Origin of the sequence: Petroclostridium sp. X23, assembly GCF_030013905.1 — a bacterium.
Lineage (GTDB): Bacteria > Bacillota > Clostridia > SK-Y3 > SK-Y3 > X23.
Genome location: NZ_CP124862.1, coordinates 4765124 through 4787510 on the forward strand (window position 1 = coordinate 4765124; position 22387 = coordinate 4787510).

A 22387-nucleotide genomic window follows, 5' to 3' on the forward strand; every position below is an offset into this window, starting at 1 on the left:
TTTTTAACAACTATAAAATAATTATAAAAAGCCCTAATTATTTATAAGATAGTGAGTGACCACTAAAAAAAGCTGTGGTTATAAAATCTGTGAACTGTGAACTACCTGTTAAACTTCTCCATGCAAGTAATATCATTATTTGGTTATCATAATTTGTAGGAGGGATTTTTTATGACTAGTGCAGAAAAGGGCAATTTATTTTCGGTGTTTACAGATGTAGAAAGGCTGGAAGATGAAAAAAATAGGATGAGCAACACTTTTACCGATATGATTAAAAACGAGATAGATGCTACCGACGAGCAAGAGGTATATAATAATTTGCGCAATATGATTTACAAATATAAAGATGATGGTTTAGCACTGACTGTAATGGAAGAGATGTCGGAGGCATTAACCAACGGCGCGAAACTTTCAGAGATTCTTTTAATAGCAGCAGATGAAATTCAGCTTGATACACCCGTTAATACATTGGATCTGGATCAATTTAACAAATATGAATAGTAAATTTAATATAATTTTAATATTTTATTTACAATAAAGTGGTAATATAATATTGACAAAATGTATTTTAATGTATCAAAATTTAAAGGGGAATCACAATGTATTATTTATATGATTATCATATGCATTCCAATAATTCGCCGGATGGGCATCATTCCGTGATGGAAATGTGCCAGCGTGCGGTAGAAGCAGGGATGGAGGAAATCGCCATTACCGATCATTTTGAACCTGTGAGCGGAGATAAAGAATTTAAATATTATAGTCCGCAGTTTTATTTCTTTGACGTGCTAAAAGCTCGGGCTGTTTTTGCAGACAGACTGAAAATTAAGCTGGCTGTTGAGTTGGGGCAGCCGCAGTTATACCCTGAGTATTCGATAAAATTAATTAACTCATATTCCTATGATTTTGTACTTGGCTCAGCACATAAGCTGCCAGGGGATATTGATATGGGTATGCTTGATTATAGAAATGTAGATGTCAGATATTACTGCAAGCAATATCTCAGGCAATTGAAACACCTTGCGGAATGGAACCAATTTGATTGTATCGGTCATCTGGACCTTCCGAAGAGATATTCTGCCAATTATGGTGTGAAGATTTCATTAATGGATTATCAAGAAGATTTGGAAGAAGTCCTTGCAATTATTATTAAAAATAAAAAGGGAATTGAGATCAATACATCAGGATTACGCCAAAAAATGGGGCAATGTCTTCCATCACTTGACATTTTAAAGTTATATAGAAAAATGGGTGGGCAAATCATCACCGTAGGATCTGATGCGCACTGTGCCGAGGATATAGGAAAAGGAATTAAGGAAGCTATTCAGATGGCTGAAGAAGCAGGATTTCGGTATATCACAACATATAATCAAAGGAAACCGGAATGGAAGAAAATCGGTCATAGAAAAATCGGATATGCTATTTGATAAAATAGTAATTTTTTTATAGTATGTTGTGTATACAAAATACAGTAATTAATTACTGATATGTAAATATTTATAAAACATTGAGGAATAAAAACTTATTCATAAATATCTGTAAAACTACTTTACACTAAAACAATCAAGTACTATCCCATCTTTGACAGTTAGAGAACATAAAAAGCTTGCAAACCCTTGGGGATAGGCATTTCTAAGATTATAGTGTTGATAAAAAATTGCGTACTTTTTTGTATGCCTTGTGAATAGTGCGTTTGCTACTATTTTTCATATCGACAGTAATGATGTGAAATTCAACAGTATTTTAGAAAAATCACTTAAAAGTACGCACTTTTGAATAAGAAAATTTGACACGTAAATCTGCTTATTGCAAGGCTTTACAGGCTATCTGAAATGTTGCAACTGTCAAAGACCCGTATTTATAAAACATTGAGGAATAAAAACTTATTCATAAATATCTGTAAAACTACTTTACACTAAAACAATCAAGTACTATAATAAGTATGGGGTAATATATACCGTAATTCAAGATGCAGTAATCAATTTTATAAGGTTTAACTGATAATCTTTTGGGTATATAATGAATACACCTATGTGTATACAATATACAAAAGATATGTAGTTAAAGAGTAATGTGGCAGCAATATTATTGCTGATTTGGAAGTTTTAATTACATATCAAATTACTAATTACTTGGGGGGTATTTAAATGGCAAAGAAAATGATGACTATGGATGGGAATACTGCTGCCGGATATGTAGCGTATGCTTTTACTGAGGTTGCAGGTATTTACCCAATCACACCTTCATCACCAATGGCAGAACATGTTGATGAATGGTCAGCAAATGGCAGAAAAAATATTTTCGGCCAAGAGGTCAAGGTAGCTGAGCTGCAATCAGAAGCCGGAGCGGCAGGTACAGTTCACGGTTCATTGGCAGCAGGAGCACTTACTACTACTTTTACTGCATCACAGGGATTGTTGCTAATGATTCCTAACATGTACAAAATCGCAGGTGAATTACTACCAGGCGTACTGCATGTCAGTGCCCGTGCGGTAGCAAGTCACGCGCTGTCTATATTTGGAGACCATTCCGATGTCATGGCATGCAGACAAACAGGTTTTGCGCTTCTTGCAGCTACTAATGTTCAGGAAGTAATGGATTTGGCAGGAGTCGCGCACTTAAGTGCGATTAAAGGAAGGGTACCATTTTTACATTTCTTTGATGGCTTCAGAACTTCTCATGAAATACAGAAGATTGAAGCAATTGATTATGAGGATTTCGCTAAATTAGTGGATATGGATGCGGTAAAAGCGTTCAGAAAAAATGCGTTAAATCCTGAACATCCTGTGTTAAGAGGAACAGCACAAAATCCTGATGTATTCTTCCAAGCACGTGAAGCATGTAACAAATTTTATAATGAGCTTCCGGAAGTTGTAGAAGGATATATGAAAGAAATCAGCAAGATTACAGGAAGAGATTATCAATTATTTAATTACTATGGTGCGCCTGACGCGGATAGAATTATTGTTGCGATGGGTTCCGTATGTGATACGATTGAGGAAACGATCGATTATTTGATGGCAAAAGGAGAAAAGATAGGTCTTGTAAAGGTTCGTTTATACAGACCGTTCTCTATTGAACATTTATTTAAAGCAATTCCGGATACCGTGAAAAAGATCGCTGTTTTAGATAGAACAAAAGAACCGGGTGCAATCGGAGAACCGTTATATCAAGATATATGCACTGCATACTTTGACAAAGCAAGCAGACCTGTTATCGTAGCAGGGCGCTATGGCTTAGGTTCAAAAGATACTACGCCTACTCAAATCGCAGCAGTTTATGACAACCTGAAGAAAGAGGAGCCTAAGAACCACTTCACCATCGGAATTGTTGACGATGTAACCAATCTGTCTCTGCCTTTGGGAGAAGCGATTGATACTGCGGCAGAAGGAACAGTAAGCTGCAAATTCTGGGGACTAGGTTCCGACGGTACTGTTGGAGCAAACAAAAACTCCATTAAGATTATCGGTGACCATACAGATATGTATGCACAGGCATATTTCTCTTATGATTCAAAGAAATCCGGAGGTATCACTGTATCTCACTTAAGATTCGGTAAGAAGCCTATTAAATCAACTTATCTTGTAAGCAAGGCGGATTTTGTAGCATGTCATAATCCTTCCTATGTAGACAAGTACGATATGGTTTCCGACCTAAAAGATGGGGGAACTTTCCTGTTAAACTGCGGATGGTCTGTAGATGAATTAACAGAAAAACTTCCGGCAGAAATGAAGAAATATATTGCTCAGCATAATATCAGCCTTTATACCATTGATGGAGTTACTGTTGCAAAAGAAATCGGCTTAGGCAACAGAATCAACATGGTAATGCAGGCTGCGTTCTTCAAGCTGGCTAAAATTATTCCGCTTGATGATGCTGTACGTTACATGAAAGACGCGATCGTGAAGTCCTATGGTAAAAAAGGCGATAAGATCATTCAAATGAATTACGCTGCTGTAGATCAAGGTATCGAACTTGTTAAGAAGATAGAAGTACCTGCATCTTGGGCTGATTCAGTAGACGAAGCTGCTGCTACAAAAGAAGTTCCTGCTTTCATCAGAGACATTATGGAACCGATGAACAACCAGCAGGGAGATAAGCTTCCGGTCAGTGCTTTTGTTGGAAGAGAAGATGGAACATTCCCACAGGGTACTTCCAAATATGAAAAAAGAGGAATTGCTGTTGACGTTCCTGAATGGGATATGGACAAATGTATTCAGTGTAACCAGTGTTCATACGTGTGTCCGCATGCAGCAATACGTCCGTTCTTAGTAGATGCTGACGAAGCAGCAAAAGCTCCGGAAACATTCACAGCTAAGAAGGCAACCGGAAGAGGAATGGAAAACTATACCTTCAGAATGCAGGTATCACCGCTTGATTGTGCAGGCTGCGGAAACTGTGCAGAAGTGTGTCCGGCTAAAGAAAAAGCGTTGGTGATGAAGCCGATCGAAACGCAAACTGTAGAAATAGAAAACTGGGAGTATGCTATGCAGCTTTCCGTTAAGGAAAACCCGATGAATCCTGAAACAGTAAAAGGCAGCCAGTTTGAAGAGCCATTACTCGAGTTCTCAGGAGCATGCGCAGGCTGCGGAGAAACCCCATATGCAAAACTTGTTACTCAGTTATATGGAGACCGCATGATGATTGCTAATGCAACAGGATGTTCATCCATCTGGGGCGGAAGTGCACCTGCAACACCATATACCTTAAATAAAGACGGTCATGGACCGGCATGGGCAAATTCATTGTTCGAAGACAATGCAGAGTACGGCTATGGTATGTTCTTAGGCGTAAAACAAATCAGAAGCAGACTTGCTGATCTTTGTAATGAAGCAATGGGATTAGATATTTCCGATGCATTAAAAGGATTACTTTCTGCATGGGTTGAAAACATGAATAATGGAAATGGCTCAAAGAAAGCTTCTAAAGAGCTGATTGCTGCTTTAATCGCTTATGACGGCAGCAATGCGGATGCGAAGAAGATCTTTGATGAAATCATAGAAAAGAAAGAGTTCCTCGTGAAGAAATCACAATGGATCGTCGGTGGAGACGGCTGGGCTTACGATATCGGCTTCGGCGGCTTGGACCATGTATTGGCTTCCGGTGAAGACGTGAACGTGCTTGTATTTGATACTGAAGTATATTCCAATACAGGAGGACAATCCTCTAAAGCAACACCAACCGGTGCAATTGCGCAATTCGCTGCATCCGGTAAGGTTGTGAAAAAGAAAGATCTCGGTATGATTGCTATGTCTTATGGTTATGTCTATGTTGCACAGGTTGCAATGGGATCAAATCAGAGTCAGGTATTAAAAGCAATCACGGAAGCAGAAAGCTATCCGGGACCATCGCTCATTATCGCTTACGCACCATGTATCAACCATGGTCTGAAGGTAGGTATGGGTTGTACACAGCTTGAAGAAAAGAAAGCTGTTGAAGCAGGGTACTGGCATCTGTACAGATACAATCCTGTATTGAAAGAAGAAGGGAAGAATCCGTTCATCCTTGATTCAAAAGAACCAACTGCTTCATTCAGAGATTTCTTAATGGGAGAAGTTCGTTATTCTTCACTTACCAGAACCTTCCCTGAAAAAGCAGAAGAACTATTCGCGCTGGCTGAGAAGCATGCGAAGGAAAGATACCAAAGTTATGCAAGACTTGCAGCTGCTGAATAAATAAATTAGAATCATTAAAAAGACGGCTCACCATGGTGAGCCGTCTTTTTTCAGGTATATCTATGCTCTTAGTAACATACAAAGGTATCAATATTTCTTAAGTCTGTTCCGAAGTAGACCCATCTAAACCCAGTCCACCTGTATCCTGCAATAGAGTTTGGTCCGACAAACACCAGCCATACCCAGAATTGCTGACCGTTTACCAGCCAAATGTAGACGAATTGGTATAAACATTGCCGTATTGCTCCCGGATCAACAAAGAATAAGCCGGGCTGACCGGGCTGTCCGACACCGGTTGGTCTGCGAGGTACTGTTGATGGCGGTGGTGTCGTTGGAGCACCGGCGCCGGGACCAGGCTGTCCAGGTGGGAATCCGGGAGGGAAAGATGGACCGAAGGGGCTGCCGGGACCATCAGGTCTGCCGGGTCCGAAGCCTCTTCCTCCCTCACCAAAAGGAAACGGTGGTTGATTAATATAATAATTATTCATAATACTACCCCCAAAAAGTATTTATAATATATTATATGACTTAATGCTGGTAGAGGTTACATAATCTTATATGATGTTTCAAGTACTTACACTAAGGAGGGGCTGACAACCAATGTTTCTGATATGGTAATAAGGTTCGTACTGCTTAGGCCTAAGACAAAATCATTACGATAATATTTAAAAATGGTTTTTTAAAAGATAAGGAGACACTTTTTTGGTCAAACAATATGTATTACAGATGTAACTATAACGTTAGCATGTTATTAAATTTATACACAAAATTACTAAGGTTTTTGTTTGTTGACATATAGTCATATGTATAATATAATTTAAATAATCAATAATTTGTATTACAACTACATAGCCGGAAAACTAATAATAGTATAAATAAAGAATGATCCAATGCATTTTACGTTAATGGTTTTTGTGGTTATACGCTGATCTTTTGTGCCGGGAATAATAATCTGGCTACTGTTACTACATATCTGATCAAAACCTGTATATTTAAATAGTAATCTTTATCGATGAAGAATTATTGTACACTGTAATAAATCATAAAAAATTAAAGCAAGGGAGTAAAAAAGATGAGCAATCAATATAAGAGTGCTTTACATGAGATGGCAAGTACGACACCGACAGATTTTTGGAATGATTCGTGTTCAATATCCGAGTTAGAGTATGCAATGGAATACGGTGGAGTTGGAGCGACAACCAACCCGGTGATTGTAGGAGAAGTCCTTAAGAAAGAAATGCACCTGTATAAAGACAGGATTAAAGAGCTTATTCAAGAGATGCCTGAAGCAACAGAGGACGATATTGCGTGGAAATTGAATGAAGAAATGGCGGTAGCAGGTGCAAAGGTACTTTATCCAATTTATGAAAAAACAAAAGGCCAAAAAGGACGTATTTCTATACAAACCAATACAAAATATTATAAGGATCCTAAGCTGCTGATTGAACAGGCGCTGCATTTTGGAACCCTGGCGCCTAATATCCAGATAAAAATGCCAACTACAAAAGCGGGTATTGAGGCATTTGAAGAGGCTACATACCAGGGTATCAGTATTAATGCAACGGTTAGCTTTACTGTTCCCCAAGCTTTAGCAGTTGCGGAAGCTGTTGAAAGAGGATTAAAGAGACGTGAAGCCGAAGGAAAAGACACATCATGGATGCATCCGGTATGTACTATCATGGTAGGCAGACTGGATGACTGGTTAAAAGCGATTGCAGAGAGAGATGACGTGATCGTTGACCCGGTATGTCTGGAATGGGCCGGTGTGGCAGTAATGAAAAACGCCTACAAAATCTACAAGGAAAAAGGCTATAGAACACAGTTATTGGCAGCAGCCTACAGAAACCATCTCCAGTGGTCTGAGTTTATCGGTGCGGATATGGCGCTCACCATAACCAATAAGTGGATTAAAAGATTCAATCATTCGGATATTACGACAGAGCCCCGTATTGATAAGCCTGTAGATCCGAAGATTATAGAACAGCTTGCAAAACATTTTCCGGATTTCAATAAGGCATATCAGCCTGACGGCATGCCTGTTGAACAGTTTGAAACCTATGGTGCAACTTCGAGAACATTGCTTCAGTTCCTAGCGGGATATGACGATTTGATTCGTATGATTCGTGATATGATGATTACAGTAAAATAGAGGAAGTAAAACAAATTGGATTCTTTCAATAAAAGATATTCAGGTTGCTGGTAAACGTAACTACCTAGCAGCCTTTTTTTATATCCCGGTATGGACTTTGGAAGGTTTTTATGATAATATTAATCGCATAGTAGCATGGTAGATCATATGATATTGTAGAATGATAATATTTGTAGAATGGTAGTATGGAAGGGGATTCCTATAGATTTGTGATACAAACCCTTCTAACTCTGGAATAGTTTCCAGGGTTTATTTGGGTTTTTTTATTTTTGTTTTATTTTATTAAATATATTAACTTTTCAAATGCTTTTTTGAAATTTTGTTCTCAGATGTTCGCGGGGTACGAGTCTGTGTGAATGATATGGATGATTGTATTTTGGTATGGGGTGTATATTGGAGAAAGGGGGGCTTTTAGTGCTGGGTATAAATGATTTTGGAATTTTATCAGCTTATTTACTGTGTATCATCAGTGCCATTGTTTGTTTAACATATGGTATATATAATTGGAACAAGGGGCAGGAAGATGAACCCATTGAGATCCTTGAGGAGCTTAAGTGGGAGAAAACTGAACATGAAATAGAAGAAGCATTATAGTAGAAAAATATAATGCCCATATATCGTAGGAAGTTAGTGGTTTGGGGTAGGAGAATAGTCAAATACCCGGGAAATAGCTTACTTCTTTTCAAAGAGTTATCAAATTTTTTGAGGAGGTAAACTATGTCTATCGTTATTATTACAACTCTTATTTATCTTGTTGTTGTGGCATTTCTTGGTTTTCTAGGATACAAGCATACAAAAGATTCTAATGATTACATGATCGGCGGAAGAAAGATTCATCCTATGGTTATGGCACTGTCATATGGGGCGACTTTTATCAGTACTTCAGCTATTGTCGGATTTGGTGGCGCTGCAGGAGTATTCGGTATGGGGCTGTTATGGCTTACTTTTCTTAATATTTTTGTAGGAATTTTTGTTGCGTTTGCGCTTCTTGGAAAGAGAACCAGGAAGATGGGCCATAATCTAAACGCCCATACGTTCCCGGAATTATTAGCCATCAGATTTCAGTCGAAATTTATTCAAAAATTTGCAGGAGCAATTATTTTCTTATTTATGCCTTTATATGCGGCAGCAGTAATGATAGGTGCGACCCATTTCCTGGCAACGGCTTTTGGTATTGATTATAATACAGCGCTGTTCTTCTTTGCAGTAATCGTTGCGATATATGTCTCGATGGGCGGTATGAAAGGTGTGATGTATTCCGACGCTTTTCAGGCATCCATTATGTTTATCGGTATGATTATACTTTTAGGGTTCACGTATAAGAATTTGGGTGGGGTTACACAAGCGCATATCCGTTTGGGAGAAATGCTTAATAATGCGGAAGTTCAAAAATCTGTGGGCGGCATGGTAAAGGCTGGCTTTCAAGGGTGGAGTGCTATGCCGAAATGGGGTTCTCCAAATTGGTGGACATTAGTATCTACCATTGTTATGGGTGTCGGAATTGGCGTGCTGGCCCAACCACAGCTTGCAGTTAGATTTATGACGGTAAAGAGCAATCGGGAATTGAATCGTGCGGTTCCTATCGGAGGGATTTTTATTCTAATGATGACAGGTGTAGCGTTTATCGTTGGTGCTTTATCGAATGTATATTTTTTCAATGATCCGAATATTGGAAAGATCGCATTATTAGCCAGTGGGAATCCTCCAAATCCGGATAATATTATCCCATTGTTTATAAAGACCTATTTACCGGAATGGTTTGGCTCCATATTTTTAATTACCATGCTGGCTGCCGGGATGTCCACATTAAGTTCACAGTTCCATGCCATGGGTACGGCCATAGGAAGGGACTTGTTTTATAAACAAAATGATGAGAGCAATAAAAGTGTATGGATTGCAAAAATAGGTGTATTGTTTTCAATCTTGGTTACCACTTTCCTTGCATATTTTCTGCCGGTTTATTTACAAGGAGAGGGTAAATTGATTATTGCTTCGGGTACGGCATTATTCTTCGGACTATGTGCGGCATCATTTCTGCCTGTTTACATTGGTGCTTTATATTTTAGGAATATGCCGAAAATTGCTGCGATTTCAGGTATTGTTTCCGGTTTTGTTTCCAGTATTTTTTGGATGTTGTTCGTACATGAAGCTGAATCAAAGAAGCTGCTGCTTTGTAAACTTATATTCGGAGTCGACACTATTGCGCAAGGAACTATCTGGAGATTGGTAGATCCGATTTTTATCGCGCTGCCTATTTCCATTATTGTTACTATCGGTATGAGCTTGTTGTATAAATGTGATATTCCGGAAGAGCATTTGAAATCTTGCTATCAAGGAATTGAAAAGGAAGCCTATGATAAAAAATTAGTAGCAGAAGGGTAAGATGGAAATAGAAAAGAAGCAAAGAATGTTCTTTGCTTCTTTTCTATTTCGTGGAAAACTCAGTTCAATTATATAACGCATTAAAGTTTTTACATTGGCAAACGGTTTTGAGATGGTGTGTGTGTCCTTCAGAGACGCGCCCAAACTCACTTCGTTCAAACAGTGGACGGTCTCTTACGGAAACATACACCACCCCAAACCTACTGCTGCTGTAATTTCTTTAATGCGTTATATATAGTTGAAAAGCAACTTGTTTTATGCTAATCTATATAGAGTTGTTTCTGAAATAATATAAGGAGCTTAACGACGTGAAAAAAGAAAACTTGAAGCAGAAAGCATACAACATCATCAAATCGAAGATTGTTAATTGTGAGTACTTGCCAAATACTTTTTTAAATGAAAGCATCTTGATGGAGGAGATTAATTCCAGCCGGACGCCTATACGTGAAGCTCTGAATAAATTGGAGCAGGAAAATCTTGTGACCATCATGCCTAAAAAAGGTGTCATCGTATCTGAATTATCTATTAATGAAATTAATATGATTTATCAGGTGAGACATAGTATTGAACCGTATATTATCCGGACAAGTGGTGAAGATATTGATAAGCAATCATTAAAGCGGATGTATGCTACCATTATAGACCATATGGATAAAGAAGGCGCAGCTAAGTTTTATCAAGTAGATGATGATTTTCATCGCTTTATTGTTTCGAGCAGTAATAATAAATATTTTCTACAGATGATGGATTATATATATAATCAAATGCAACGTATGCGTATATTATCCGGAAATAAAGTAGATCAAAGGCTTAAGCAAACACAAGAAGAGCATCTGAATATTATTAAACTATTAATAGAGCACAAGATAGAAGAAGCAGCAATGAGCATGTGTAATCATCTGGACAATTCTAAGAAAGCGGCTTTGTCCAGCATATTGATGTAATTCGGTAAGTTTTTATAAATAACATGGAGAAGCAAGGTATAGCATAATTATTACTAATATAAAGTATAAGTTTCTTGGCGTTATCAAATAGGTTGGAAATTAGACATATAAGAGCACATTCATATTGACAATATGTAGGGATAGTTATATAATCATTGCATATTATGATGTATACAACAAGTATATAACACCTTATTTTGTGAATAATATAGGAGGGTACAATGAATAAGAGTATAGTAATTACAGAGCCTGGCAAAGTAAAAATCCATGATGGAAAAATGCCTGTACCTGCAGAAGGAGAAGCGCTTCTTAAACTTCTATATGGAGGTATCTGCGGATCGGATTTAGGGACCTACCGCGGAACATTTGCGTATGTATCTTATCCACGGACTCCCGGGCATGAATTCTCGGCTGAAATTGTTGAAATAGGGGATAATAACAAAGGTTTAAAAAAGGGCATGGTTGTTACAGCCAATCCGTATTTTAACTGCACAAAATGCTATTCATGCCGTCGAGGTTTGGTTAATTGCTGTACCACCAACCAGACGATGGGTGTGCAAAGAGAAGGGGCATTTGCTCAATATATCACTATGCCTATTGAACGTATTTATAGCGGAAAAGGACTTTCACCAAAGGCACTTGCCCTCATTGAACCATTTTGCATCAGTTATCATGGTGTAAAGCGTGCGAATATCAAAGCAGGGGAAAAAGTGCTGATCATCGGAGCCGGAACCATCGGCGTACTTGCAATGATAGCAGCTAAACAATTTGGAGCAAAGGTGTATGTCAGCGACGTTGCCCAAGGTAAGCTGGATCATGCATTAGAGCTTGGAGCGGACGGTGTAATTTTAAATGATAGTCCGGAGAATTTTCAAGCCAAAGTGGATGAATTTACAAGCAATGATGGATTTGATGTGACCATTGAAGCAGTCGGATTGCCCTCCACCTTCCAAAACTGTATAGATGCTGCGGCGTTTGGAGGAAGAGTGGTACTCATAGGTGTCGGTAAATCAAATCTTGACTTTAATTTTACTATGATACAGAAAAAAGAGCTTAATGTTTACGGGTCACGAAATGCCCTTAAAGAAGATTTTGAACAACTGATAGATATTGTTTCGAAAGGCCAAGTTGATTTGGAAAAAATCATAACAAACACCTATAGTGCCTATGATGCTGAAAAAGCATTTGATGATTTTAATAAAAATGCAGGAAGTATGTTGAAGGTTGTATTAGAATTTTAGATTGATTAATAGACTTCATTTGTAAAAAGGATAGTGATATGTATTTTATCATCATCCTTTTTTTATTTGGTGCGGTGTTTTATGGTTATAGCATTGTTATACCGGAATTCTTCGTGTATAATCAAGTATAAATAATACAATAACCTGGAAAAACAGTTCAGGTTATTTCTTGAGGTGAATCCCTTGAAACTGCCTAGATTTATCATTGCCGGTGCGCACAGCGGCACGGGAAAAACAACCATATCGTTAGGATTAATGGCGGCGCTTAAAAAGCGCGGCTTAAGCGTCGCACCCTATAAAGTAGGGCCGGATTATATAGACCCCGCTTATCACACCTATGTCACAGGGAATAAGTCTAGAAATTTGGATAGTTGGATGCTGGAAGATAATACTATCAAATACTTATTCAATGACCATTCGCAAAAGGCGGATATTTCCGTTATTGAAGGTGTAATGGGACTTTATGACGGCTTTGGAACGACAAAAGACAGTGGAAGCACAGCGCATGTTTCAAAAATCTTAAAGGCTCCCGTCATACTGGTCATTAATGGGAGAGGTATCTCCAGCAGTGCTGCGGCGATGGTACTGGGATATAAATTATATGATCCGGAGGTCAGAATTGCGGGAATAATTATTAATAGGGTGAGCGGTCAAAAGCATTTTCAACTTTTAAAAGAGATTATCGAAAGAGATACGGGCACGCCGGTATTGGGATATATTCCTAACGATACCGACATCAGTCTTTCAAGCAGGCATCTTGGATTGGTGCCAAGTGTCGAGATGGGAGATTTGCAGCGTAAAATGGATAAAATCCGCCAATTGGTTGAGCAGTATGTTGACATGGAAAAGCTTATGGAGATTGCTTATGCTGCCGACGAGTTAGAGGAATGCAGACATCTGTTTTCGGATATGCAAACATTTGATGGAGTAAGAATTGGTGTGGCCAAAGACAAAGCATTCAATTTCTATTATGAGGACAATCTTGATCTGTTAGAAAAACTAGGTGCCCAGCTGATATACTTTAGTCCGATGGAACACAGGGAATTACCTGAAGAATTAGATGGTTTATATTTAGGAGGGGGATTTCCCGAAGTTTTTGCTCAAGAGCTGGAACAAAACCAATTAATGCGGTGGTCTATAAGGCAGGCACTTCAAAAAGGACTTCCAACTTATGCCGAATGCGGAGGATTGATGTATCTTACTGAAAGCATCCAAGACTTTGAAGGTAAGACATATGATATGGTAGGTATATTTCACGGCCATAGCAAGATGACGGCAAGATTGCAGCGTTTCGGATATGTGAATGTGGAACTCGGCATTAACTGCCTTATTGGAGAAAAAGGGACAACCTTCCGGGCGCATGAATTTCATCGTTCAGTGGTAGAGATTCAAGATGATGGATGTTGTTATAAGGTAACAAAACAAAGGGATGGAGTAATACTTGATACTTGGAAGTGCGGATATACCCTGCATAATATTGTTGCAGGATACGCGCATGTACATTTTTGGAGCAATCCTGTAATAGTACAGCATTTTTTGAATAAGTGTGTGAAATTACCACAAAAAAAGACGTAGTAGTTCACAGTTCACGGGAGAACAACTTATTTTTATGCTATATTAAATGCATTAAAGATTTTACATGGAATATATTGCTTTAGTGGAAAGTGGGGGGTGAGGAGAGCATAAGACACTCCCCACCCCCCACTTTCCACTCCTAACTTAATAATATATTAGTTAAGTTGCTTCGGACTTATAGTGCCGGGCATCTGGCAGAATGGTAGGTGAAACAGATGAAAGGTAAATGTATTATGCTCCAAGGCACCGGATCGTCGGTGGGAAAGAGCTTGCTGACAACTGCTTTATGCAGAATATTCAAACAGGACGGATATAAAGTAGCACCATTTAAATCACAAAATATGGCATTGAATTCATATATAACGAATGACGGAAAAGAAATGGGCCGAGCGCAGGTGGTGCAAGCAGAAGCTTGCGGACTGGAGCCTTCGGTTGAAATGAATCCTATTCTTTTAAAGCCCACCACTGACCGAAAAGCCCAGGTCATCGTAATGGGTGAAGTTTTGCGGAATATGTCGGCTGTTGAATACCATGAATTCAAGCCTCAACTGGCACAAAGAATTAAAGAGGCATATGATCAGCTGGAAGCGCAAAATGATATAGTCGTACTTGAAGGAGCCGGAAGTCCTGCGGAAATCAATTTGAGAGATAAGGATATTGTTAACATGGGAATGGCCGAAATGGCAGACGCACCGGTTGTTCTGATTGGAGATATTGACAAAGGCGGCGTTTTTGCTTCTCTGGCCGGGACTATGCTGCTGCTGACAGAAGAAGAAAAGAAGAGAGTAAAAGGAGTCATCATTAATAAGTTCCGTGGCGATGTAAAGATTCTTGAGCCGGGCTTAAGGATGCTGGAAGATATTATTAAGGTTCCGGTGTTGGGGGTAATCCCTTATGGGGATATTAATATAGAGGATGAAGATAGTGTAAGTGAGAGATTTCAAAAGAAAACAGTAGGATCACAAGAGATTGAAATCGCGATTATCCGGTTGCCTCATATATCTAATTTTACAGACTTCGTAGCATTGGAAAATCAGCCGGATGTTAGTATCAGATATATTTCAAAAGCCGAACAAATGGGTGAACCGGATATATTGATTATTCCCGGTTCTAAAAATACCATAGAAGATATGGCATATCTCCGTGAGTCCGGATTGGAAAGAAAAATAAATGATTTACACCAAAACGGAAAGTTGATCATCGGGATATGCGGAGGATATCAAATGTTGGGCCGAGAGATTCATGATCCGTTACATACTGAATCCAATCTTGAGAGTATCAGAGGCCTGAATTTATTAAACTTGACCACAACCTTTGAAAGTAAAAAAGTGACCACAAGGGTGAAGGCGAAGGTCTATGCTTATGGAAGTTTGTATTTGCAAGGATTAGATGAATATGATATTGAAGGTTACGAAATTCATATGGGAATCAGCAAGCAGAGAGAAGGATGCAGGCCGCTAACAGAGATCGTACAAAGACTGGACAAGTGCGTTACGGTAGCAGATGGATTTTGTAATGATGAGGGAAATGTTTTTGGAACATATATCCATGGGATATTTGATAATACGAAATTCCTTAGAGGGCTTCTAAATAATGTCAGAGAGAAAAAAGGTTTGGGAGATATAAAGGATGAGCAAGTTTCCTTTAAAGAGTTTAAGGAAAGGGAGTATGACAAAATAGCGCAGATGGTTCGTGAGCATCTCGATATGCATGCTATATATAAAATAGTAAAAGGAATAGAATAATGCTTTTATGAAATTTATATGAGTATTACTTGCAAAAATGATAGAAATATGATATATTCTCGTTTTCGACAGTTACGCAAAAATTTAGAGAAGGAACCTCGCTTAAATTGCCACTTTCCTTCTCTTTTCTTATTTTAAAGATGTTGTATGGAATAGTTAATTGAAAATTTTTTTTATTTTTTTGTTTAGTTCCTTTGGTAGATAGAATTTCTTGTCTAATCCTAAGTTAAATATTCCGTTTAATGCCGTACATACCTGACTTCCTGTGTATGTTGCTGTATAAAAAGCGTCCTGTGTATTCATAACATTCATGTTTCGTAGCGTGTCAAGAATATTATCTGTAGTGAAATGTGTTCCATACTGATCCAGTTTGTTTTCAAGCAGCCGATAAATCAGTAAAGCAGTATAGCAGACCATGAAGTGTGCGATAATCCGGTTGCGATTTCTGTGATAAACTGGTCTGGCATTGAAATTGGTTTTCAGTACCCGAAAACAATCCTCAATTTTATAGCGCTTTGAATTTACCGCAAGTATTGATTTAGCATCATCTTCTAGATTTGTGGCGACTGCATAGTAGCCATCGTATTTTTCTTCTCTATCAATGATGGAATGGTCAATTTCATAGTAGTCAGAAGCTTTTTCACCGTCTTGACCTTTAGATGTCCTCTTGATAAAACGTGTGACATCATGAGGTCCTTTTTTTACATCCTCTACATTTTTATTGTTGAGGATGTTTTTAGCCCGTTCAATCTGGGCATTTCTTATATGTCTTTGGTATTCCATCATTTTTCTTGAAAATGTGATGATGATTTTCTGTTTCAGAAGTGCCTTTGATTTTACCATTCTGGACTTACCATTCTTATATATTTTTTCCTCGTACAGACCAACATCTATGGCATTGTCTGCATCTATGATTTTATAAACAGTATCGTTATAAAGAGGCAGGTTTTCTTTGTTAAATCTGTCGAATTCCTTCATGCGGCTGATGGTAATAGGAGAATCATCAGAAATGCGCCGATAATCATAATCATTAAAAACAGCTTTCTGCAGTTTGTCGGAAAGTTTTTTCACAGACTGGGTTACTATAAATGCCCTTCCTCCCATGGAATTGAATTTTCGTATATTAAATGAGCCAAGCCCTGCATCTGCACAATAAATGAATTGCTTATTGTTAAACATTTTTGTGATTTTCTGTTCCAATGGAACAGCACATTTCTGCTCATTGTCAGAGCCTGAGTTGATGCACATAGATATAGGAATCCCGTTTCCGTCCACGAATAATCCCATCTGAACAATTGGATTGGGTCGATGTTCTTTGGAAGGACCATATCTGCGAAGACCTTTCAAAATCTCGCCGGTGGCTTCATCTACATATTCATCGTCTTCATCTTCTGACTCAAAGTAATAATTGGTGCAGTCAAAATAGCATACAGACGTGTTTTTCTTGATGATACTTTCACTGTTGGTGTACAAATGCTCTAGATAGTTGTCGTAGTGTTCTTCCAGTAAATCCATGAAACGCAATATATGCTGGTACTCGAAAGAGGGCATTTCGTAATAGGAATCAAGCCTGTCAAAGGTCCCTAACTTTGATTTAGGATCCAGAATCCTTGCAAATGTAAGGAAACGATTGATGGTATTGCAATCAAAAGTGATCTTGGAATTGCTTTTTATATCCTTAAAGAAATCCGACAGTTTGAGGTCATGATATATATTTTGCAGAACAAAATATCCAACATTTAGGAGAGCGGATCTAGAAGAGATATCTTTGGTGGCTGAGAGTTTCTCAGTATAATCAACCTTGAAACTCATGTCTATTTTCCCTTCCTGGTACTCTTTGTTGAATTCTTCCACCTGCTTTTTTGCATATGCAAGAGGATCAGGGGTGATGACCAGCAACTCAGAATGCTTTCCGATTCGTTTTACATTTTTTGTTGTGGTTTTTTTCCCATTTCTGATTCCCATCTGGATAAAGTAAGTTGGATCTTTGGATTTTCTATCATAGTTTAGCTTCATATTACACCTCCACTTCTATTATATCATAAAATACAACACCATACAACATATTTAATGCAAAATTTGACAACAAAAAAATCAGGATAGCCTTATATTTAGAGCATCTCCTGACTTTATCAGTTTATATTCTATTGAAGGAAGTGTTGAAAACCCGAGGGCTTCTAAATAATGTCAGAGAGAAAAAAGGTTTGGGAGATATAAAGGATGAGCAAGTTTCCTTTAAAGAGTTTAAGGAAAGGGAGTATGACAAAATAGCGCAGATGGTTCGTGAGCATCTCGATATGCATGCTATATATAAAATAGTAAAAGGAATAGAATAATGCTTTTATGAAATTTATATGAGTATTACTTGCAAAAATGATAGAAATATGATATATTTAAAATAGTATAATGCGGATAGTATATATATACTATTGCAATATTGCAGTTTGTGTGTATTTGAATTGCAATAATGAGACGAGGCAGTCTTCTTTATTCAAATAGAATTTGGATGGGAAGACTTTTTGTTTTTTTCTCAGAGTGAGGTGGCTAATGTCTGTGAAAGATTTTGATGTAGTAATAAAAAATAGCAACTTGATTAATCCGGAACGGCAATTTACCTTAATTAAGAATATAGGTATTAAAGATGGTAAAATCATTGCTATTACCCGTGAAGACATAAAAGGAAGAAAAGAGATCGATGCAGGTTCAAGTGTTGTTTGCTCCGGTTTTATTGATATACATGCGCATGTTGACGGGGAATCTTATTCTGCGGAATGCATGGTAAAGCAGGGGGTGACAACTTCTGTCGGGGGTAACTGCGGCATAAGTCCTGCAAATACGGAAAGTTTCTTTGACGATTTAGATACCCGAGGATTTATACTTAATCAAGCAATGATGGTAGGCCATTTATCCGGGCTGAGGAGAAGGGTAGGAGCAGATAATCCCTATATTCCGGCTACACCCCAGCAAATCAAAGATATGGTCTATCTGTTGGAGCGTGCTTTTGAACAAGGTGCGATCGGATTATCCTTCAGCTTGGCATATGCTCCTGGCGCATCCTTTGAGGAAGTGATGGAACTTAGTAAGATAGTTGCCAAATACGGACGGTTTATAGGTATACACTTACGTTATGATGGTTGGAAATGGATGGAGTCTATTAATGAATTTGTTCAGATAGCGCGATTGACGGGTGTTTCACTGCATATTTCTTGTTTTGCATATCAAGCAGGTATGGGCATAATGGAGCAAGTGTTGAAAGTGTTGGATAAGGCCCGGCAAGAGGGAATAGATGTAACGGCAGATAGCGGGATGTATGAAGCGTTCGCTGCACCCATCGGAACGCCTGTTTATGATGATGATTGTTTTGAAAGATGGGGGTGCGGATATAAGAACTTAATTGCAGTAACAGGTAAATATGCGGGAATGCGCTGTAATAAAGAAATATTTGAAGAATTAAGAGAGAAGTACAAAGAAGATGTGGTTATTATGTTCGCTTGTAAACGAAAAGATATTTACAAAGCATTGTTGTGGGATTATATGATGGTTTCGACAGATGGTGCTGTAGGACATCCTAAACCGGGATGCGGCCACCCTCAAAGTGCAGGAACATTTCCTAAGTTCTTTCAAAAAATGGTTAAAGAAAAAAAGATGATTTCTCTCACCGAAGCGGTAAGAAAAGCTACACTGTTACCTGTTCAAAGGTTGGGTTTGGAAAACAAAGGAAGAATAAAGGAAGGTGCGGATGCGGATATCGTAATTTTTGATCTCGGCAAGATAAAAGATAAAGCGGACTATCTAGGAACAGGACGGCCCGATGCACCTCCGGAAGGGATTAATTATGTTATCATAAACGGGCAGGTGGTGGTTGATAACGGAGAATTTAAAAAAGGTGTTTTAGCAGGAAAGACCATTAGAGTGTAGAAACGATAAATTGCCGGAAGGGCGCTAAAGCCCTTCCGGCTTAATATGATTAATTCCTATCTTATATATTTATCTCTTTCTTTTTTTGTTATTGAGAAAATCGTGCATATCTTCTAAATCTTTAAAACCCATTTGTTCAGCTTGACTTCTTGACTTTTGTTTAAATTAGGAAAAATTACCAACGTTTACTTGACATTAACATGATTTAAATTAGAGTGGACCTAAGTTTGATTTAGTGGTATAATTGGTTTACTAAAAATTATAAAATTCAGATTCCATACTTTTCTGATGGTAATTATTCGAGTCTTTCTTAAGGATACTTTAAATTATCTAAAAATGCTGAGTTGTAAATTCAAAATAAACTTAGGGAGAATAATATGAATTTTTTACCTCAAAGTTTCAAGATATTTAAAATGAATAGCATTTTTATAAGACTATTACTTGGTTTTACCGGGTTTATTCTGATTTCGATTCTTTTGGTTGGTGCTACTTCCTATACAACCTCATCTAAAAGTCTTTTAGATGAGGTTAAAAAGTCAAATATTCTCATACTTAAGCAGGCGAGAGATTCTATTGATAAAGAGATAGCCAGAGTTAATGATATTAGTGTAAAGATAGCTGTGAATAAGCAAATAAATAAAGCCAGCTATTTTTCAAGGGACGAGTCTGCTTCTGATTTAGATGTATATAGTGAAATAAGTCAGTATCTTAATTCATTAAAATCAACAAATGATCTTTACTCTAATATATGGATAAAATTTAATAAATCAAATAAGATTGTAAACTTTGAAGATATATATGAAGAGCATGCTTTTTTTAGTGATGTTTGTGTATATAAATCGAATTTGGAGTGGGATAAGATATTCAATGGATATTATGCGTTTAGTACCATTGGAAGACAAGAAATATATTTTAACTATACCAGTCGTCCGGTTGTTGTTTTTGTAAGGTCAATTCCTATTGGTGATATTGTACCTTTAGGAACTGTTGTTATTAATATGGATGAAAAAGTATTAAGCAGTGCAATTCAGAATATGGATAAAAATAATCCGATTTTGACATATATAGTGGATTCAAATAATAATATAGTTTTTTGTAATGATAATCAGTATACGTATAATGTTGATGATAAGTTGTTTGATGAGGTAGATTCAATCATTGCTCAGGATAAAGAAGGAGAAGTAAACACAGTTATTGATGGAAGAGAGTATACGGTAGAGTTTATTTCTTCAAATGTAAATGATTGGAGATACATTACTTTAATTCCTAACTCATTTATAACTTCAAAAGTAAACAATATAAGAAATATAACAATTGTCATTATTATCATAAGCTTTATTGTAGGGTCAGTACTTTCATATATCTTGGTTAAAAAAATATATAATCCTATTAATAAGATTATCAGTTATCTAAATATTATTAACAATAATAAAAGAATCGGAAAAGAAAAAGATAAGAGCAATGATGAATTTGCTTTTATAAATAATATTATTAATTATGTATATAGTGAAAATAAGAGCCTAAAAGAATCTTATAATAAAAGCATACCTATGTTAAAAGAGAAAATTTTAAGTGATTTACTGGATGGAAAAGTTAATGACTTGAAATTTAAAGAATTATGTGAAAATATAGGGATTAACTTGCCTTATAATTTATTTCAAGTGATCGTATTTGAAATAGATGATTACTTGAATCTTGATAAAGGTGTTCAGAAAAGGCTATATTCGGAAATTGTACAAGCAATAGAGTCTATCGCGTTAAAGGTATTTCAAAATAGCGCAAAGATATATCTTATAAAAAAAGGTAAGGACAAGGATAAGGTTGTAGCAATAATTAATGATGAAGAGAGCTCTCAGGATACAGGAATATCTAATGAGTTTTTTGATGAAGTTATAAAATATTTTGGACAAAATTATGGTATAACATTTACCATTGGGATTGGCAAAGCGTATGCCAGTTATGAGAAATGTTCCATGTCTTTTATAGAAGCACTTTTTGCGCTGAAATACAAAGTTGTAAAAGGAGATAATACAATCATACATATTGATGAGGTTAGTGATATACCGACAAATACTTTTGAATATCCCATTGAAACAGAAAGACATCTCATCAATAAGCTTAAATCCGGAGATATAAAATCTATCACAAGTATACTTGAAGAAACTCTTGTGAAAAACTTAAATAATAGCAACGCATCTCCTGAAATGGTAAATAATTTTTTCAATGCACTGATAGGAACACTTGTCAGAACTATATATGAGATGCAATCCACTGTGAAAGAAGTTTTTCAGTCAGAGTATGACCTTTATAATGAAATAAGCGTTAAAAGTACTATTACCGAAAAGAAAGGTTATATTTTATTTCTTTTTAAAACTGTGACGGAATTTGTGAACAAAAGGAAGGTTAGCAATAATCTTAAAGTCTATGAGAAAGTAATAAAATTCATTGACGAAAACTATCAGTCGGAATTATCTTTAGATAATGTTTCGGAGGTAGTGGGTCTATCTCCGTCATATCTCAGTTTAGTATTTAAAGAGGTATCGGGAATTAATTTTGTAGAGTATGTAAATAGATACAGAATTATGAAAGCGAAGACATATTTAAATGATATTAGTCTAACGGTTTCTCAAATCTCTAATAAAGTTGGATATATAAATTCAAATACATTTATAAAAGTATTTAAAAAATATGAAGGCATTACGCCCGGTCAATTCAGAGAAATGTATAAAAAATAGAATAATATAGCCGAGTCCGTCTT

Annotated in this window: 15 protein-coding genes; 13 read left to right on the forward strand and 2 right to left on the reverse strand. The window is 37.1% G+C overall.

The window, feature by feature from the left end; genetic code table 11:
• Positions 1–171: 171 nt before the first annotated feature.
• The 3 genes from QKW49_RS22475 (at position 172) to nifJ (ending at position 5675) form a co-directional block, all read left to right on the forward strand.
• Positions 172–501 (forward strand): hypothetical protein, encoded by a 330-nt coding sequence (locus QKW49_RS22475; protein ID WP_282864872.1) that lies wholly within the window; start codon positions 172–174, stop codon positions 499–501.
• A gap of 98 nt (positions 502–599) precedes the next feature.
• Positions 600–1427, forward strand: coding sequence for a histidinol-phosphatase HisJ family protein (locus QKW49_RS22480; protein WP_282864873.1), 828 nt, complete (start codon positions 600–602; stop codon positions 1425–1427).
• Between the two features lie 720 nt (positions 1428–2147).
• Positions 2148–5675: a pyruvate:ferredoxin (flavodoxin) oxidoreductase gene (gene nifJ, locus QKW49_RS22485; RefSeq protein WP_282864874.1), complete on the forward strand. Its 3528-nt coding sequence runs from the start codon at positions 2148–2150 to the stop codon at positions 5673–5675.
• Between the two features lie 68 nt (positions 5676–5743).
• On the opposite strand, the gene QKW49_RS22490 is transcribed toward nifJ, so the two are convergent.
• The gene (locus tag QKW49_RS22490; protein ID WP_282864875.1) at positions 5744–6163 is read right to left on the reverse strand and encodes a hypothetical protein; all 420 of its coding nucleotides are present in this window, start codon (positions 6161–6163) and stop codon (positions 5744–5746) included.
• Positions 6164–6747: 584 nt separating this feature from the next.
• Between QKW49_RS22490 and QKW49_RS22495 the strand changes: the two genes are divergently transcribed.
• The 7 genes from QKW49_RS22495 to QKW49_RS22525 all read left to right on the forward strand — a co-directional run bounded on the left by QKW49_RS22495 (position 6748) and on the right by QKW49_RS22525 (position 15711).
• A complete protein-coding gene (locus QKW49_RS22495; RefSeq protein ID WP_282864876.1) occupies positions 6748–7824 on the forward strand; it encodes a transaldolase family protein in 1077 nt (358 codons plus the stop codon).
• 414 nt (positions 7825–8238) lie between these two features.
• Complete coding sequence (locus QKW49_RS22500; protein ID WP_282864877.1) at positions 8239–8418, forward strand: symporter small accessory protein; 180 nt, start codon at positions 8239–8241, stop codon at positions 8416–8418.
• Between the two features lie 123 nt (positions 8419–8541).
• The gene (locus tag QKW49_RS22505; protein ID WP_282864878.1) at positions 8542–10206 is read left to right on the forward strand and encodes a sodium:solute symporter family protein; all 1665 of its coding nucleotides are present in this window, start codon (positions 8542–8544) and stop codon (positions 10204–10206) included.
• Positions 10207–10514: 308 nt separating this feature from the next.
• Complete coding sequence (locus QKW49_RS22510) at positions 10515–11150, forward strand: GntR family transcriptional regulator (RefSeq protein WP_282864879.1); 636 nt, start codon at positions 10515–10517, stop codon at positions 11148–11150.
• A 221-nt stretch (positions 11151–11371) separates the two neighbouring features.
• Positions 11372–12391, forward strand: coding sequence for a zinc-binding alcohol dehydrogenase family protein (locus QKW49_RS22515; RefSeq protein WP_282864880.1), 1020 nt, complete (start codon positions 11372–11374; stop codon positions 12389–12391).
• 183 nt (positions 12392–12574) lie between these two features.
• Positions 12575–13966 carry a cobyrinate a,c-diamide synthase gene (locus QKW49_RS22520; RefSeq protein ID WP_349239057.1) on the forward strand — a complete coding sequence of 464 codons (1392 nt, stop codon included), beginning with the start codon at positions 12575–12577 and terminating at the stop codon, positions 13964–13966.
• A gap of 215 nt (positions 13967–14181) precedes the next feature.
• Entirely contained in the window at positions 14182–15711 is a 1530-nt protein-coding gene (locus tag QKW49_RS22525) for a cobyric acid synthase (protein ID WP_282864881.1), read from the forward strand.
• Positions 15712–15867: 156 nt separating this feature from the next.
• On the opposite strand, the gene QKW49_RS22530 is transcribed toward QKW49_RS22525, so the two are convergent.
• Positions 15868–17727 (reverse strand): IS1634 family transposase, encoded by a 1860-nt coding sequence (locus tag QKW49_RS22530; RefSeq protein ID WP_282864511.1) that lies wholly within the window; start codon positions 17725–17727, stop codon positions 15868–15870.
• 143 nt (positions 17728–17870) lie between these two features.
• Between QKW49_RS22530 and QKW49_RS22535 the strand changes: the two genes are divergently transcribed.
• The 3 genes from QKW49_RS22535 to QKW49_RS22545 all read left to right on the forward strand — a co-directional run bounded on the left by QKW49_RS22535 (position 17871) and on the right by QKW49_RS22545 (position 22364).
• Positions 17871–18047: a hypothetical protein gene (locus QKW49_RS22535; protein WP_282864882.1), complete on the forward strand. Its 177-nt coding sequence runs from the start codon at positions 17871–17873 to the stop codon at positions 18045–18047.
• A gap of 211 nt (positions 18048–18258) precedes the next feature.
• Positions 18259–19629 carry an amidohydrolase family protein gene (locus tag QKW49_RS22540; protein WP_282864883.1) on the forward strand — a complete coding sequence of 457 codons (1371 nt, stop codon included), beginning with the start codon at positions 18259–18261 and terminating at the stop codon, positions 19627–19629.
• 377 nt (positions 19630–20006) lie between these two features.
• Positions 20007–22364 carry an AraC family transcriptional regulator gene (locus QKW49_RS22545; protein ID WP_282864884.1) on the forward strand — a complete coding sequence of 786 codons (2358 nt, stop codon included), beginning with the start codon at positions 20007–20009 and terminating at the stop codon, positions 22362–22364.
• Positions 22365–22387 lie beyond the last annotated feature (23 nt).

Excerpts from the sequence above, each read along its gene's own strand:
- nifJ (WP_282864874.1), top strand. The coding sequence starts at position 2,148 with ATGGCAAAGAAAATGATGACTATGGATGGGAATACTGCTGCCGGATAT.
- QKW49_RS22540 (WP_282864883.1), top strand. The coding sequence starts at position 18,259 with ATGTCTGTGAAAGATTTTGATGTAGTAATAAAAAATAGCAACTTGATT.
- QKW49_RS22525 (WP_282864881.1), top strand. The coding sequence starts at position 14,182 with ATGAAAGGTAAATGTATTATGCTCCAAGGCACCGGATCGTCGGTGGGA.
- QKW49_RS22475 (WP_282864872.1), top strand. The coding sequence starts at position 172 with ATGACTAGTGCAGAAAAGGGCAATTTATTTTCGGTGTTTACAGATGTA.
- QKW49_RS22495 (WP_282864876.1), top strand. The coding sequence starts at position 6,748 with ATGAGCAATCAATATAAGAGTGCTTTACATGAGATGGCAAGTACGACA.
- QKW49_RS22530 (WP_282864511.1), bottom strand. The coding sequence starts at position 17,727 with ATGAAGCTAAACTATGATAGAAAATCCAAAGATCCAACTTACTTTATC.
- QKW49_RS22480 (WP_282864873.1), top strand. The coding sequence starts at position 600 with ATGTATTATTTATATGATTATCATATGCATTCCAATAATTCGCCGGAT.
- QKW49_RS22515 (WP_282864880.1), top strand. The coding sequence starts at position 11,372 with ATGAATAAGAGTATAGTAATTACAGAGCCTGGCAAAGTAAAAATCCAT.
- QKW49_RS22490 (WP_282864875.1), bottom strand. The coding sequence starts at position 6,163 with ATGAATAATTATTATATTAATCAACCACCGTTTCCTTTTGGTGAGGGA.
- QKW49_RS22545 (WP_282864884.1), top strand. The coding sequence starts at position 20,007 with ATGAATTTTTTACCTCAAAGTTTCAAGATATTTAAAATGAATAGCATT.
- QKW49_RS22505 (WP_282864878.1), top strand. The coding sequence starts at position 8,542 with ATGTCTATCGTTATTATTACAACTCTTATTTATCTTGTTGTTGTGGCA.